General features: G+C 71.9%; 14 protein-coding genes. 2 read left to right on the forward strand and 12 right to left on the reverse strand.

The window, feature by feature from the left end; translation table 11 throughout:
• The first annotated feature begins 7 nt into the window (after nucleotides 1-7).
• Complete coding sequence (locus AC1DQC_RS06610) at nucleotides 8-157, forward strand: hypothetical protein (protein ID WP_477050424.1); 150 nt, start codon at nucleotides 8-10, stop codon at nucleotides 155-157.
• Between the two features lie 23 nt (nucleotides 158-180).
• Here AC1DQC_RS06610 and AC1DQC_RS06615 read toward each other — a convergent pair whose 3' ends face one another.
• From AC1DQC_RS06615 to AC1DQC_RS06630, 4 genes are all read right to left on the reverse strand, one after another.
• The gene (locus AC1DQC_RS06615) at nucleotides 181-1,065 is read right to left on the reverse strand and encodes an alpha/beta hydrolase (protein ID WP_477050425.1); all 885 of its coding nucleotides are present in this window, start codon (nucleotides 1,063-1,065) and stop codon (nucleotides 181-183) included.
• A gap of 62 nt (nucleotides 1,066-1,127) precedes the next feature.
• Nucleotides 1,128-1,880 carry an SDR family oxidoreductase gene (locus AC1DQC_RS06620; protein ID WP_477050426.1) on the reverse strand — a complete coding sequence of 251 codons (753 nt, stop codon included), beginning with the start codon at nucleotides 1,878-1,880 and terminating at the stop codon, nucleotides 1,128-1,130.
• A 42-nt stretch (nucleotides 1,881-1,922) separates the two neighbouring features.
• Complete coding sequence (locus AC1DQC_RS06625; protein ID WP_477050427.1) at nucleotides 1,923-2,645, reverse strand: alpha/beta fold hydrolase; 723 nt, start codon at nucleotides 2,643-2,645, stop codon at nucleotides 1,923-1,925.
• Nucleotides 2,646-2,679: 34 nt separating this feature from the next.
• Nucleotides 2,680-3,630, reverse strand: coding sequence for an alpha/beta hydrolase (locus tag AC1DQC_RS06630; protein ID WP_477050428.1), 951 nt, complete (start codon nucleotides 3,628-3,630; stop codon nucleotides 2,680-2,682).
• A gap of 470 nt (nucleotides 3,631-4,100) precedes the next feature.
• Between AC1DQC_RS06630 and AC1DQC_RS06635 the strand changes: the two genes are divergently transcribed.
• Nucleotides 4,101-6,893 carry an AAA family ATPase gene (locus tag AC1DQC_RS06635; RefSeq protein WP_477050429.1) on the forward strand — a complete coding sequence of 931 codons (2,793 nt, stop codon included), beginning with the start codon at nucleotides 4,101-4,103 and terminating at the stop codon, nucleotides 6,891-6,893.
• Here the strand turns inward: AC1DQC_RS06635 and AC1DQC_RS06640 are convergent.
• The 8 genes from AC1DQC_RS06640 to AC1DQC_RS06675 all read right to left on the reverse strand — a co-directional run bounded on the left by AC1DQC_RS06640 (nucleotide 6,890) and on the right by AC1DQC_RS06675 (nucleotide 13,635).
• Nucleotides 6,890-7,540, reverse strand: a complete 651-nt coding sequence (locus tag AC1DQC_RS06640) for a sigma-70 family RNA polymerase sigma factor (protein ID WP_477050430.1) — start codon at nucleotides 7,538-7,540, stop codon at nucleotides 6,890-6,892. The genes AC1DQC_RS06635 and AC1DQC_RS06640 overlap by 4 nt on opposite strands.
• Nucleotides 7,541-7,741: 201 nt before the next feature.
• Nucleotides 7,742-8,314 carry a redoxin domain-containing protein gene (locus AC1DQC_RS06645; protein WP_477050431.1) on the reverse strand — a complete coding sequence of 191 codons (573 nt, stop codon included), beginning with the start codon at nucleotides 8,312-8,314 and terminating at the stop codon, nucleotides 7,742-7,744.
• A 108-nt stretch (nucleotides 8,315-8,422) separates the two neighbouring features.
• Nucleotides 8,423-9,091, reverse strand: a complete 669-nt coding sequence (locus AC1DQC_RS06650; protein WP_477050432.1) for a DUF1345 domain-containing protein — start codon at nucleotides 9,089-9,091, stop codon at nucleotides 8,423-8,425.
• A gap of 37 nt (nucleotides 9,092-9,128) precedes the next feature.
• Nucleotides 9,129-9,704 (reverse strand): type 1 glutamine amidotransferase domain-containing protein, encoded by a 576-nt coding sequence (locus tag AC1DQC_RS06655; RefSeq protein WP_477050433.1) that lies wholly within the window; start codon nucleotides 9,702-9,704, stop codon nucleotides 9,129-9,131.
• 1 nt (nucleotide 9,705) lies between these two features.
• Nucleotides 9,706-10,866, reverse strand: coding sequence for a glutathione-independent formaldehyde dehydrogenase (locus AC1DQC_RS06660; RefSeq protein WP_477050434.1), 1,161 nt, complete (start codon nucleotides 10,864-10,866; stop codon nucleotides 9,706-9,708).
• Nucleotides 10,867-10,985: 119 nt separating this feature from the next.
• Entirely contained in the window at nucleotides 10,986-11,540 is a 555-nt protein-coding gene (locus tag AC1DQC_RS06665) for a response regulator transcription factor (RefSeq protein ID WP_477050435.1), read from the reverse strand.
• A gap of 344 nt (nucleotides 11,541-11,884) precedes the next feature.
• Nucleotides 11,885-12,475 carry a hypothetical protein gene (locus AC1DQC_RS06670; protein WP_477050436.1) on the reverse strand — a complete coding sequence of 197 codons (591 nt, stop codon included), beginning with the start codon at nucleotides 12,473-12,475 and terminating at the stop codon, nucleotides 11,885-11,887.
• 11 nt (nucleotides 12,476-12,486) lie between these two features.
• Nucleotides 12,487-13,635: a zinc-dependent alcohol dehydrogenase gene (locus AC1DQC_RS06675; protein WP_477050437.1), complete on the reverse strand. Its 1,149-nt coding sequence runs from the start codon at nucleotides 13,633-13,635 to the stop codon at nucleotides 12,487-12,489.
• Nucleotides 13,636-13,780: the final 145 nt, after the last annotated feature.

The raw sequence follows: 13,780 nt of genomic DNA on the forward strand, positions 1-13,780 counted from the left end.
GACGTGGGTGTCGTCGGTCCTGGTCCTGGCGCTGGCACCCGTGCTGGAGATCCTCGGGTTCACCGCGTTGTTCGTGCTCGTCCTCGTGTGCGGCGCCGTGGGGTGGTATCTCAACGTCCGGGTGTTCCAACGACGGCTGGCACACCGGTCGGACTGAACCGGGGCCCCTCCCTGGAACGCTCAGCCGACGAGGCCGAGAAGCTCGCGAGCGACCTCGTCCGGCGCGTCCTCGACGAGGAAGTGGCTGGTGTCCAGCCCGCGGCCCGACACCCGTGCGGCCCAGGGCCGCCAGACGTCGAGCACGTCCCCGTACAGCCGGGGGAGGGCGCCCCGGGCGCTCCACAGCGCGAGCAGCGGAGCCTCGATCTGTCGGCCTGCGCGGGCGTCCGCGTCGTCGTGGGCGCGGTCGACGGTGGCGGCTGCGCGGTAGTCCTCGCAGATGGCCTCGACGGTGCTCGGGTCGTCGAGGAGCGCGCGGTAGCTCGCGAGGAGTGCCGGTGGGTAGCGACCGTCGGCGCCGCCGATGCCGAGGCGTCTGACGTGGAGGTCGAAGAAGGCGTCGGGATCGGCGCCGATGAGGCGCTCGGGAAGCGGGGCCGGCTGCGCGAGGAAGCCCCAGTGCCAGTAGGTGAGCGCGAGCAGGGCGTCCGCCCGTGCCCAGACCTCGCCGGTGGGGACGACGTCGAGGACGGCGACGCCGGTGACGCGCGCCGGGTGGTCGAGCGCCATCCGGTAGGCGACGCGTCCGCCTCGGTCGTGCCCGGCCACGGCGAACCGGTCGTGGCCGAGGTCGGCCATGGCCTGGACCAGGTCGCCGGCGAGCGCGCGCTTCGAGTGCGGAGCGTGATCGTTCGCGACCATGGGACGGAAGGAGGCGCCGTACCCGGGGAGGTCCACGGCCACGACGGTGACGTGCTCGGCGAGCAAGGGTGCGGTCGAGTGCCACATCAGGTGGGACTGCGGGTAGCCGTGCAGCAGCAGGAGGGGTGGTCCGTCTCCGCCGACCCGTGCGAACACCGGTCCACGGTCGGTCTGCAGGAGCTGTGCGCTGAAGCCGTCGAACATGAGGGTCCTTCGCTGGTCGTGACGGCGGGCGGTGCGGACCGCCCGCCGTCAGCCGTCAGGGCTCAGACGCGGGGGTGCGCCGCGAGCCAGTCGCCGAAGTGGGTGGGCGCGAGGCGCGCGCCCTCACCCGGTGTCAGGGTCGAGTCCTCGAGCCGGGTGCCGAAGTAGCGGGCATCCGCGTCCGTCACGACGACGCGAGGGTCGTTGTCCCGCTCGAGCGCCCGGCGGGCCAGGTTGTCGAGCCCGATGGCCTCGGGTCCCGCGATCTCGATGACGCCGTTGGCCGCCGGGGACGTCGTGATCTCGCACAAGAGCTGCGCGACGTCGTCGCCGGCGATCGGCTGGAGGGTGGCCCCCGGCAGCCGGACGGTGTCGCCGTCGGCTGCGGCGTCGGCGATGCCGCGCACGAACTCGAAGAACTGCGTGGAGCGCACGATCGTGTACGGCTGCCCGGACTCCTTGATGAGCTTCTCCTGCGCGACCTTGGCGCGCAGGTAGCCGCTGTCCGGAGCGCGCTCCGCACCCACGATGGTGAGTGCGACGTGCAGCTGGACCCCGGCCGCCCGCTCGGCGGCCAGGAGGTTGCTCGTCGAGGTGGTGAAGAAGTGCAGCACGGCCTGGTCGTCCCACGCCGGGGCGTTGCTGACGTCGACGACCACGTCCTGGCCGGCCACCGCCTCGGCGACGCCCTGCCCGGTGATGGTGTCGACACCCGTGCTGGGTGCGGCCGGTGTGACGTCGTGGCCCTGCGCGCGCAGGAGGCCGGTGAGGTTGGAGCCGATGTGGCCCGTGCCTCCGATGATGAGGATCTTCATGACTGCTGTCTCCGTTCTGAGTGGGGTGGTGGGGTGCTGGGGTCAGTCGTCCCAGTGCTCGACGGCGTCGAGGATGGTGGCGGTCACCGCGTCGGGGCGGGAGACCGAGATCGCGTGGGAGGCGTCGGCCACCTCGGTCGCCTTGCGGGCACCGGCACGGTCGGCCATGAACCGGTGCAGCGCGACGGGGATGTTGCGGTCGGCGTCGCCGAAGACGAACCACGACGGGAGCGTCGCCCAGGCAGGCTTCTCGGCGGCCAGCCCCTCGACCAGCGCCGCCTGCGTCACGGGCCGCTGGGTCGCCGCGAGCACGTCCGCCACGGCGGCCGGGACGTCGGCGACGAACTGCTGCCGGAACACGTCGGGCCGGATCGCGAGCTCGTTGCCACCGGTGGCGACCGGGTAGGCCTTGAGCGCGGCGCCGAGGGTGCTGCCCGGGAACCTGGCCGACAGGTCGAACGCGTTCTCGCCATGCTCGGGGGCGAACGCGTTCACGTACACCAGGCCGACGACGGAGTCGTTGTCGGCGGCCGCCTCGGTGATGACGATGCCGCCGTAGGAGTGGCCGACGAGGATGACGGGACCGGCGATGTCGGCGACCACGTCGCGGATGTAGGCGGCGTCACCCGCGACGCTGCGCAGCGGGTTGGCGACGGCGACCACGGGAACGGCCTGGGCCTGCAGCCGTTCCACGACGCCTTGCCAGCTGCTGGACTCGGCGAACGCGCCGTGGACCAGGACGACCGTGGGCTTCTTCGTGCTCATGAGAGTTCTCCTTCGTGGGTGTGGGTGTGGGTGTTCAGGCGACCTTGAGTGCCTTGCGCAGGACCTGGATCGCCTGCTCGATGGCGCCGCTGCTGGGTGCGGACTCGCGCAGGGGGTTGAGCATCATGAAGTCGTGCAGGGTCGCGTTGTAGCCGACCGAGGTGGTGCGGACACCGGCCTGCACGAGCCGGCGCCCGTAGGCCACGCCCTCGTCGCGCAGCACGTCGTTCTCGTCGACGATCAGGAACGCCTCCGGCAGGCCCGCCAGCTCCTCGAGCGTGGCGCGCAGCGGCGACGCGGTGATCTGCGAGCGCACCTCGTGGTCCGGCGCGTAGCAGTCCCAGAACCACGCCATGGCCTTCGCGGTGAGGTACGGCCCGTCGGCGAACTCGCGATAGCTGTCCGTGTCCTGCGCCGCGTCGGTGACGGGGTAGTACATCGACTGGTGGACGAAGGTGACGTCCCCGCGCTGCTTGGCCAGGAGCGTCAGCGCCGCGGTCATGTTCCCGCCGACCGAGTCGCCCGCGACGGCCATCCGGTCGGGGTCGAGACCCTCGGACAGGCCGTGCCGGACGATCCACTGGGCCGTGGCGTACGCCTGCTCGATCGCGACCGGGTACCGCGCCTCGGGGGAGCGGTCGTACTCGACGAAGACGACGGCGGCGCCGACGCCCACGGCGAGGTCGCGGACGAGACGGTCGTGCGTGCCGGCGTTGCCCAGGACCCAACCGCCGCCGTGGACGTACAGGATCACCGGCAGGAACGCGGGTGCGCCGATCGGCTTGACGATCCGTACGCGGACGTCGCCGACCTCGGCGGGGACGTCGATCCACCGGTCGTAGACGGGCGCCTTCTCGACGGCCGCCGCCTGGACGTCGTCGAGGACCTTGCGGGCGCCCTCCGGACCCAGCTCGTAGAGGAACGGAGGCGTCGAGGTGGCGTCGGCGAACGCCTGTGCCGCGGGTTCGAGGATGTGTCTGCTCATGGTGGTCGTCCTTCTGCTCGAGTGGCGAGGACCCGACCTGGGTGGCGGTGGGTCTGCAGGACCGACCGAGCCGATGACGACGTTGTGACAATTCGGGCGCCCGGGGTGGCGAGCGTCACAGCGCCCGGCGCGCCGGGTCCCGAGCCCGTCCCGGACGGGACGGGACCCGAGACCCGGTTCCGGCGGCGGGTGGGACCAGTCGCGTTCTGCTTGATGCGTACCTCCGAGGAGGTCATCTGAAACCCGGTGCTCCCGCTCCTACGTCGCGACTCGACCGGAGCGCCCAGGCACGCGCGGTGCCGGGGCACTGACGTCACGGACGACCGGGCCGCGCGGGCCGTTGTGACACGGAGGCCCATCGGAGGTGCACGAACGCGTGTTCAGCCGGCCGCGGTCGCTCTAGGCTCGTTCGTGCCGCACAGGTCCGGCAGGAAGATGCGCATGCCACGCCAGTCCCGAGAGTCCGTCCCTTGAGCGCGGGCGAGATCGCGCGCACGTCACCCGTCCGGGCGATGCCGCTGCTCGGCCGCGACGCGGTTCTCGCGCGGCTCCTGACGCTCGTCACCCGAGCACGTGAGGGCCACAGCGGAGCGCTCGTCGTCTCCGGGGGCGCCGGGATCGGCAAGACAGCCGTCCTCGATCGTGCCGCCGCCCTGGCCGGGCAGAGCATCCGGGTGGAGCGGATCGCCGCCTCCGAGAACGAGATCGACCTGGCCTACGCCGGCCTGCAGCTGCTGTGCGGACGCATGATGCCGGCCGCGGCGAGGCTCCCGGTCGCGCAGCGCGAGGCGTTGGAGACCGCGTTCGGTCTGCGCGCCGCCAGCGCGCCGCACCCGTTCCTCGTCGGTCTGGCCGTCCTCGGCCTGCTCACCGAGACGGCCGCCGAGGGGCCGTTGGTGTGCATCGTCGACGACGCGCAGTGGCTCGACGACGCGTCGGCGCGTGCCGTCGCCTTCGTCGCGCGCCGGCTCGGCGACGAGGGGATCGCCATCGTGCTGGCGATGAGGGAGGTGGACGAGCAGTTCTCGGACCTTCCGCAGCTGGTCGTCGAGGGCCTCGGTGACCAGGACGCGCGTGAGGTGCTCCGGCTCTCGCTTCCCGGCGCCATCGACGACCGGGTCCGCGACCAGCTGATCACCGAGTCGCGAGGAAACCCGTTGGCGCTGCGGGAGCTGCCGCGGGGTCTGAGCCCGACCGAGCTGGCCGGCGGGTTCGCGCTGGCCAGCGCGCTCCCGGTCGAGCGCCGCATCGAGCAGAGCCTGCTCGCGCAGCTCGAGCCGCTCTCCGAGCAGACCCGGATGCTCCTCCTGCTCGCGTCGGCCGACCCCACGGGCGACCCCGCCCTGCTCTGGCGGGCGAGCCGGCAGCTCGGGCTCGGTCCGGAGCACCTCGATCGTGCCGAGCGAGCCGACGCCCTCGTGGTCGGGGCGAGGGTCGAGTTTCGTCATCCGCTCATCCGGTCGACGGTCTACCGCGCCGCGTCGGCGGAGGACAGGCGAGCAGCCCACGCGGCACTGGCCGACGCCACGGATGCCGACCGCGACCCGGACCGGCGCGCGTGGCACCGGGCGAGCGCGACCTCCGGTCCTGACGACGACGTGGCAGCCGACCTCGAGGCGGTCGCGGAGCGGGCCCGCACGCGCGGCGGCGTGGCCGCGGCAGCCGCGTTCCTCGAGCGCGCGGCCGAGCTGTCCGTGGCGCCGGCGAGGCGGGCAGAGCGCCTGGTCGCGGCGGCGGAAGGGAAGCTCGATGCCGGCGCTCCGGAGACCGCGTTGCGACTGTTGGACAGCGTCCGGGACCAGCCGACGACCGCGCTCCAGGAGGCGCTGATCGGTCGGTTGCGCGCCCGGGCCGGGTACGCGCTGCGCCGCGATCGCAGCGCGCCGCGGCAGCTGCTGGCCGCCGCACAGAAGCTCGAGCCGCACGACCGGGACCTGGCGCGCCTGACCTACATGGAGGCCTTGTCCGCCGCTCTGTACGCCGGCCGCCTGGGCGAGCCCGGTGCGGTCGCCGAGGTCGCGGAGGCCATCCTCCGGGCGACCGAGCAGGACGACTCCGACCGCGCGCAGGACCTGATCCTGCGCGGCCAGGCACTGCTCTCCGCCGCAGGGCAGGAGGCGGCGCTGCCGACCGTGCGACGTGCGATCCGCGCCTTCGTCGAGCACCCTCCCCAGGCGTTCGAGCTGCACTGGATGTGGTTCGGTGGCCGGGCCGCGCAAGACCTCTGGGACGCGGAGGGCTTCCGCACCCTCGCGTACCGGCAGGTCGAGCTGGCACGGGCCGGCGGCGTCCTGACCGTGCTCCCGATGGCCCTCAGCCTCTTGATGGTGGCGCGGACGTTCGACGGGCACCTGGACGAGGCCGAGGCCATCTGCGACGAGATCGATGCCATCTTGTCCGTCACCGGTCAGCCGCTGCCGAAGTTCGGTCGGATCTTCGTCCCGGCGTACCGCGGCCAGGTCGACGAGGTCGAGCGGCGCGCGAAGGACCTGCGCGTCGACGCGAACACTCGGGGCGAGGGATATGCGCTGACGGTCGCCAACCTGGCCGAAGCACTGGTCTACAACGGTGCCGGGCGCTACCGCGAGGCGCTCGCCGCGGCGCTCGGCGAGATGCCGTACACGCACGAGCTCGGCCACGCGATGCGGACGTTGCTCGAGATCGTCGAGGCGGCGACGCGGACCGGTGAACTCGTCGTCGCGGAGGAGGCGGTCGAGCGGCTGGCGAGCGTGACCCGTCCCGTCGGCGACAGCGACTGGGCGCTCGCCTTCATGGCGATGGCCCAGGCCCAGCTGCGGGAAGGTGCGAGGGCCGAGGAGCTCTACCGGGACGCGATCGAGCGCTTCCAGCGGATACGGGTCCCGATGCTCGTGGCGCGCAGCCAGCTGCTGTACGGGGAGATGCTGCGCCGCGCGAACCGGCGGGTCGACGCGCGCGTGCAGCTGCGTGCCGCCTACGACGGGCTGGTCGCCCTCGGGATGAGCGGCTTCGCCGACCGAGCGCTCCGAGAGCTGAGGGCGACCGGAGAGACTGTGCGCGGGCGCGCGGCGGAGCTGTCGAACCCGCTGACCGACCAGGAGCTCGCCGTCGCGCGGCTCGCGCGTGACGGGCTCACGAACCGGGAGATCGCCGCGCGACTGTTCGTCAGCGCCCACACGGCGGACTACCACCTCCGCAAGGTGTTCGCGAAGCTCGACATCCGGTCACGGTCGGAGCTCTCGGAGGCGATGGGTGACGACGACGGCGCTGAGGCTGTGTCCTAGGCGACCCGTCTCGTCGCCGCACCCACGGCTGCGTCCGCGGCGAGCACCTGCTCGAGCTCGCGCAGGTCGCCCGACCGAGCAGCAGTGACGAACGCTGACACCAGGCGGCGGTGCGCGTCCGCGTCCAGGGACTTCGGGGGAGTCGTGTGCAGACGCGCCTGCGCTCGGCTGACCAGCTGCCGGACGTGGGCGAGGTTGAGGTCCAACAGGTCGGCGATCGTCCGGTACGGATAGTCGAAGCACCGGCGAAGGACGAACGCCGCTCGTTCGGCCGGGTTCAGGTGCTCCACGACGATGCGGATCGCCCGGTCCACGTCGTCGGAGCGCTCGGCCGCCAGGAGCGGCTCCGACTCCGGGTCGACCAGGGTGCCGGCGAGGTCGTCGAGCCACGAGCTCGCCGCAGCCTCGTGCCTCACCCTGGCCGACTGCAGGACGTTGATCGCCGTCCGGGTGGTCGCGGTGGTCAGGAATGCCGCGGGGTTCCGGACCTGCGCCCGGTCGGCTCGCTGCCAGCGGATCCACACGTCCTGGACGACGTCCTCCGCGTCACCCGCGTCGTTCAGGATGCGCCGAGCGATCCCGAACAGCCGATGCCGCTGCGAGCCGAGCACCTMGGCCGCCTCCTCCAGCTCACACGTGGTGGTCATGTCGGGCCGCCTTCTGCTCGTCGGTCGGGCGTCCCGTGGCGCCCACGAGCACCGTCGCTCTCGACGCCACGGCGTCGCGTCCCGCGCGCACGTGGTCGACCACGTAGTACGGCTCGGCGCACTCGCGTAGTGGCGGGCGCGTGCCGCAGGCCCCGGCGCACCACGTGCGCAGGGGCCTGCAGTCGTGCGGGCGTCGAGGTGTCAGACGGGACTGCTCCAGCCGTAGAACGGCGTGCGGTCGCCGGCGTCCCACCGCTCCCGCAGACCCGGGGCGGTGAGGTCCCAGTCCGGGCGGATCTCCCGCGTCACCTCGCGCAGGTCGTGCCAGAGGTCGACGGTCGAGGGCCGGCCCCAGAACCAGTAGCCGTTGTAGATCGAGTGGACGACGAGGCCGGGCTTGAGCACGAGCGTGTGCGGGATCATCGGGTCGTCGGCGAGGTCGGTGTACTCCTGGATGTCCAGGTCACGCTGCACGGTCCGTCCGGGGTCGGAGAGGAACGGCCACCGCGCCCCGACCGCGTCGCGGAACTCCTGGGCGCCGCGCGGAGCGTCCGGCGTGATCGTGACGATCCGGGTGTAGGCCACCGCGATCTTGGGAAAGAAGGCGGCCAGGTCCAGGTGCTGCTGGTGCTCCTTCGGACAATAGGCACCGCGGGCGAGCGTGAGGATCATCGGGTCGGCGCCCTGGATCTCACTGAGTCGCCGCACGGTGTTCGTGTGGTCGGGCAGCTCGTAGTCCGGGAACGTCGCGCCAGGGACGATGTCGGGTCGCATGGTCTCTCCAGTGGGTGCGCCGCCGGTGCGATTCACCGGGCGGGGAGTGGTGTCCTCCTCCCCGACCGCCGAGCCGCACCGGTTGTGACACGTGAGAGTCCTCGGTCGTCACCGTCCCAGGTTCGTGACGAGATTCACGGCGACCGCGATGACGACCGTGCCGAACAGGTACGACAGCAGGGCGTGGCCGAGACCGACCTTGCGGATCGATGTCTCTCCGAGCGACGTATCAGGTACCGCGAAGCTCATCCCGACGGTGAACGCCACGTAGGCGAAGTCGCTGTAAGCAGGCGGTCCCTCCTGCCCGAAGTCGATGCCCCCGTCCCCGCCCGAGTAGTACAGGCGCGCGTACTTGAGAGCGAAGACGGTGTTGACCAGTGCCCACGACAGCGTCACCACCGGCAGGCAGAGCAGGATGACCAGCACCTCGGTGGCGCCTGCGGTCCGAGGTCGGACTAGCGCTTCGACGACTGCCGCCAGGCTGACCACCGCCGCTCCGAGCACGGCGGCGTCGGTGGCCCTCGTGCGCCCCTCTTCCTCGGCCAGCCGCTTCGTCCCGCGAGCGTCGAGCGGCCAGCTGACGCGCCACGCCCAGAACAGCAAGCCGCCCGCGGCAACCACCCAGCCGACGAGCACCGCGATCTCGGGCGCGCCGGCTACGGCGCTGAGGGTCGCCGCGACGAGGCCACCGCCGAGACAGGTCAGCACGCGGCGCCACGACAGGATCGTGGTCCGCGTGCTGGCCAGGCGCTCCGCCGCGCCGTCGTCGACCCTCACCAGAGGGATGCCCCTCCGGCGCCCGGGAGGCCAGGGATCATCCGCGACCTCCGGAGCCGGCCGCCTGCGGCACCCCGGCGAACTCCACCACGATGCGGTTGCAGAAGGCGGGCAGGTCGTCGGGGGACCGGCTCGTCGTGAGGTTGCCGTCCGTGACGACCTCCTCGTCGACGACCTCGGCCCCGGCGTTGCGCAGGTCCGTGCGCACGCTGGGCCACGAGGTGAGCCGGCGACCATGCACCACGCCGGCCTCGACCAAGGTCCACGGGCCGTGGCAGATGGAGGCCACCGGCTTGCCGGACTCGACGAAGCTGCGGACGAACTGCACCGCGCCGGCGTCCATCCGGAGCTTGTCCGGGTTCACGGTCCCGCCGGGCAGGAGCAGCGCGTCGAAGTCGTCGACCGACACCGCGTCGATGACCTCGTCGACCCCGAAGCTGCCGGCGTCCTCGAGGTCGTGGTTGCGCGCCTGGATCTCGCCGCCGCGCAGGGAGACGAGCACGGTGCGGGCGCCCGCGTCCTGCAACGCCTGGCGCGGCTGCTCCAGCTCGACCCGCTCCGCACCGTCGGCCGCGAGGATGGCGACCCGACGTCCGTCCAGCACATCTGCCATGTCACGCACCCGCTCCCGCCATCGTGGGGTGCAGGACGACCTTGGTCCAGCCGTCGTCCCGCTTGTCGAAGTGCTCGTAGGCCTCCGGCGCCCGGTCCAGGGGCAGCTCGTGGCTCACGATGAACGACGGCTCGGCCTTACCCGCCGCGATCAGGTCGCGCAGCTGTCGGTTGTACTTCTTGACCGGCGCCTGGCCGCTGCCGATGTGCTGGCCCTTGAACCAGAACATGCCGTAGTCGAAGGCGAGCTTGCCCTGCTTCGCCAGGTCGTCGCTGGCGCCGGGATCCTCAGGCACGAAGACCCCGACGCAACCGATCGTCCCGGTGAACCGCACGGAGGCGACCAGCCGGTTCATCGTCAGGTTGGCGTGCTCCTCGCCGTCGGGCTCATGGGCCTGGTACCCGACGCACTCGCACCCGTTGTCGGCCCCGAGCCCCATCGTCTGGTCGAGGACGGCCTGGACCGGGTCGACCTTCGAGTCGTCGATGGCGATCGCCCCGATGGACTCGGCGAGCCGCAGACGGTCGGGATGCCGGTCGACGACCATCACCTTGCTGGCCCCACGGATGGTCGCCGAGAGGGCGGCCATGAGCCCGACGGGTCCAGCGCCGTAGATCACCGTCTGGTCGCCGGGCTTCACACCGGCCATCTCGGTCGCGTGATATCCGGTCGGGAAGATGTCGGCGAGCATCACGTAGTCGGTCTGGCGCTGCTCGGCGTCCTCCCCGAGCCGCAGGCAGTTGAAGTCGCCCCACGGCACACGCAGCAGCTCGGCCTGACCCCCGCCGTACGGGCCCATGTCGGCGAAGCCGTACGCCGCGCCGGCCATCTGGGGCTCCGGCTGGGCGGTCAGACAGTAGTTCGTCAGCTGGCGCTCACAGTTCTTGCAGTGCCCGCACGCGATGTTGAACGGCAGCACGACGTACTCGCCGACCTGCACCTTGTCGACACCGTCGCCCACCTCGACGACCTGGCCCAGGTTCTCGTGCCCGAACCAGCGGCCAGGCTCGAAGTCGGTCCGGCCTTCGTACATGTGCAGATCGGAGCCGCAGATGTTCGCCGACGTGATCCTCACCAGCACGTCGGTCGGCCGCTCGATCCGTGCGTCGGGTACGTCCTTGGCGCTGACCTGTCGCGGCCCTTCGTAGACCACCGCCTTCATGGTGCCTCCTCGTCACGGTTGGCCCCGCCGTCGGGGCGGGGGTTCCCGTCCAGTCCACCCGGAGCCGACCGTCGCTCGGTATCGGTAGACATGCCCATCTCGGGTCGGATCGAGCCCGCTCAGCAGGCCGCTGTGGACCTGGGCCGGCTGGCCGCACCCGAACCCCGGTACCGCGGGACATAGAGACCCTCCCGCTCGGCGCGTACCGCCGCGAGCGTCCGCGTCGGCGCGCCGAGCTTCACGAGCAGGTGCTCGATGTGGGCCGCGGCGGTGCGTTGCGCCACGACCATCGTCCGAGCGATCTCCTGGTTCGAGCAGCCGTCGACGACGAGACCGAGCACCTCGAGCTCACGCGGCGTCAGTCCGTGCAGGTCGGGCACGTCAGAGAGGAGAACGACGCCCGTAACCCGCACGGGCGCGTCCTCGGGTGCGGCCAGGATGGTGACTCGCGAGTGGCCGCCGGGCGCGTGCCAGCCGCCCCGTGGCCAGAGGAAGGACGAGTACACCTGGCCGCCGGCGATCCGCACGCCGGCCAGGCCGAGCACGGGCGAGCCGACGTCGAGCAGCGGGTCGCCGTCCACGCCCGGCAACGGCTGGGTCCGCCCGTCGCTGCGAAGAAGGGTCCCCGCCGTCACGCCCCGGACCAGCCGMACCGTGGTCAGCAGCGAGCGCATCTGCCCACGCGCACGGGGACCAGCGCCGCGGGACGGCCAGGTCCCGAAGGGGCGGGGGAGGAGTCCCGGCCCGACGAGGGCGTCACGAAGCCGACGTGACTGGCTCCCGGACCGAGGTTCGCTGGGGCCGGGACCGTGGAGACGCGGCCCCTGATCGGGCACCCGGTCCACGGCGGCGGCGTGCGGTGGTCCCACAGGGCCGACGGCCTCGGACATAGTGCTGTCGCCTCTCCCTCGACGCCCGTGCAGTACCGGCGGTGAGCTTCCCCGCCAGAGCGGGTCCGGACTGCCCTGGCGCCGCGTGCCCGTCGACCGGGCGGAGCGGGCGAGCCCGCCCTCCGGGTTCACCGACCCGGCACGCGCAGCGCCCGCACGGCCCGACCGGCGAGCATCGCGGCGGCGATGCCTCCGACCGCCGCGAGCACCCACGGGCCGCCGACGAGGATCGGGTCGAGCGGCTGGTGCACCCGGTCGACCCGGTGGCCCTCCGTCCGGGACTGCAGACCGTGCCGACGGCGCTCGCTGAGCACACCGGTCTCGGTGACCGGGTTGTCGGGGCGCGTGGTGAGCAGCGAGGACGCGTGGTGCTCGAGGGCGTCGATCCGGTCCCCGAGCACCAGCAGCAGCCAGTGCGCCGCGCGCCCTTCGCTGTACCGCTCGTACGCGTAGGAGCGGACCGTGCCCGACAGCCCGCGCAGGGGTTGGGCCGTGCCGAACACCGGCGTCAGGAACTCGTGCTCGATCGACCGTTCCCGCGGGGCGAGCTCCTCCTGCCGCTCGGGGAAGTCCCAGTGGGCGCCGGTCTCCAGGTCGAACCTCTCCCGGGGGACCGCCGGGCGGTCGGCGGGGTCGAGGTCGGCGCCCCAGCCGGGGATGCGGGCCCGCAGCTGGTCGGTCGACTCGGCCAGCGGCGGCTTCTCGGACGTGTAGGCCATGACGTGCCTCCTCAGGCCGCGTCGGGCACGACGAGCGTCTTGATGCACCCGTCGAGCTTCGCGGAGAACATGTGGTAGCCCTCGGCGATGTGCTCGAGGGGGATGCGGTGAGTCACGATGTCGGACGGCTTCAGGTAGCCGTTCTGGATGTGCTCGAACAGTCGCGGCCACTGGCGCTTCACCGGCGCCTGGTTGGTGCGGATCGTCAGGCCCTTGTTCATGGCGTCGCCGAACTTCACGGCGCTGAAGAGGGGGCCGTAGGCACCCATCACGGAGACGGTGCCGCCCTTGCGCACCGAGTCGATGGCCCAGTTGAGCGCGACGGGCGATCCGCCCTGCAGCTTGAGCTTGGCACTCGTGACGTGCTGCACCAGGTTGCCGTCCGCCTCGGCACCGACGGCGTCGATGACGACGTCGGCGCCGAGATAGTCGGTCATCTTCTTGAGCAGGACGACCAGGTCGTCGTGCTCCGCGAAGTTGATCGTCTCCGCGTACGCGAAGGTCCTGGCCTTCTCCAGGCGGTAGTCGAGGTGGTCGACGACGATGACCCGCCCGGCTCCCATCAGCCAGGCCGACCGCGCGGCGAACAGCCCGACCGGGCCGGCGCCGAGGACGACGACGACGTCACCCTCGTGGATGTCGCCGAGCTGTGCGCCGAAGTACCCGGTGGAGAGCGCGTCGGTCAGCAGCACCGCATCTTCGTCGTCCATCCACTCCGGGATCCGCTGCGGGCCGACGTCCGCGAACGGCACCCGCACGTACTCGGCCTGCGCTCCGTCGTACCCGCCCGTCGTGTGCGAGTAGCCGTAGATGCCGCCGACCGCCGTGGCGTTCGGGTTCACGTTGTGGCAGTTCGAGTACAGGCCCCGCGCGCAGAAGAAGCACGATCCGCAGTACACGTTGAACGGGACCATCACGCGGTCGCCGACCGACAGGTTCTGCACGGACGGGCCGACCTGGTCGACGACGCCGATGAACTCGTGCCCGAACGTGTGCCCGATGCGGGTGTCGGGCATCATTCCGTGATAAAGGTGCAGGTCAGAGCCGCAGATCGCGGCCAGCGTTACCCGGACGATGGCGTCGTTCGGGTGCTCGATCCGCGGGACGTCCTTCTCCTCGACGCGGATCTTGTAGGGACCTCGGTAGACCATCGCTCGCACGGGCGCACCTCCTCGAGGGGGGAGCCGGGGGCGCCGCGCTGCTGAACGCTCCATAGAGCCTGCCACCGTGCACCGTCGGGCGCCTCTCGGGACGCAGGCGCCGAACGAACTCCCGCGGGACCGGTCCCGCCCGTCCGTGTCCAGC

It is taken from the genome of Cellulomonas sp. P4_H12, from assembly GCF_056400905.1.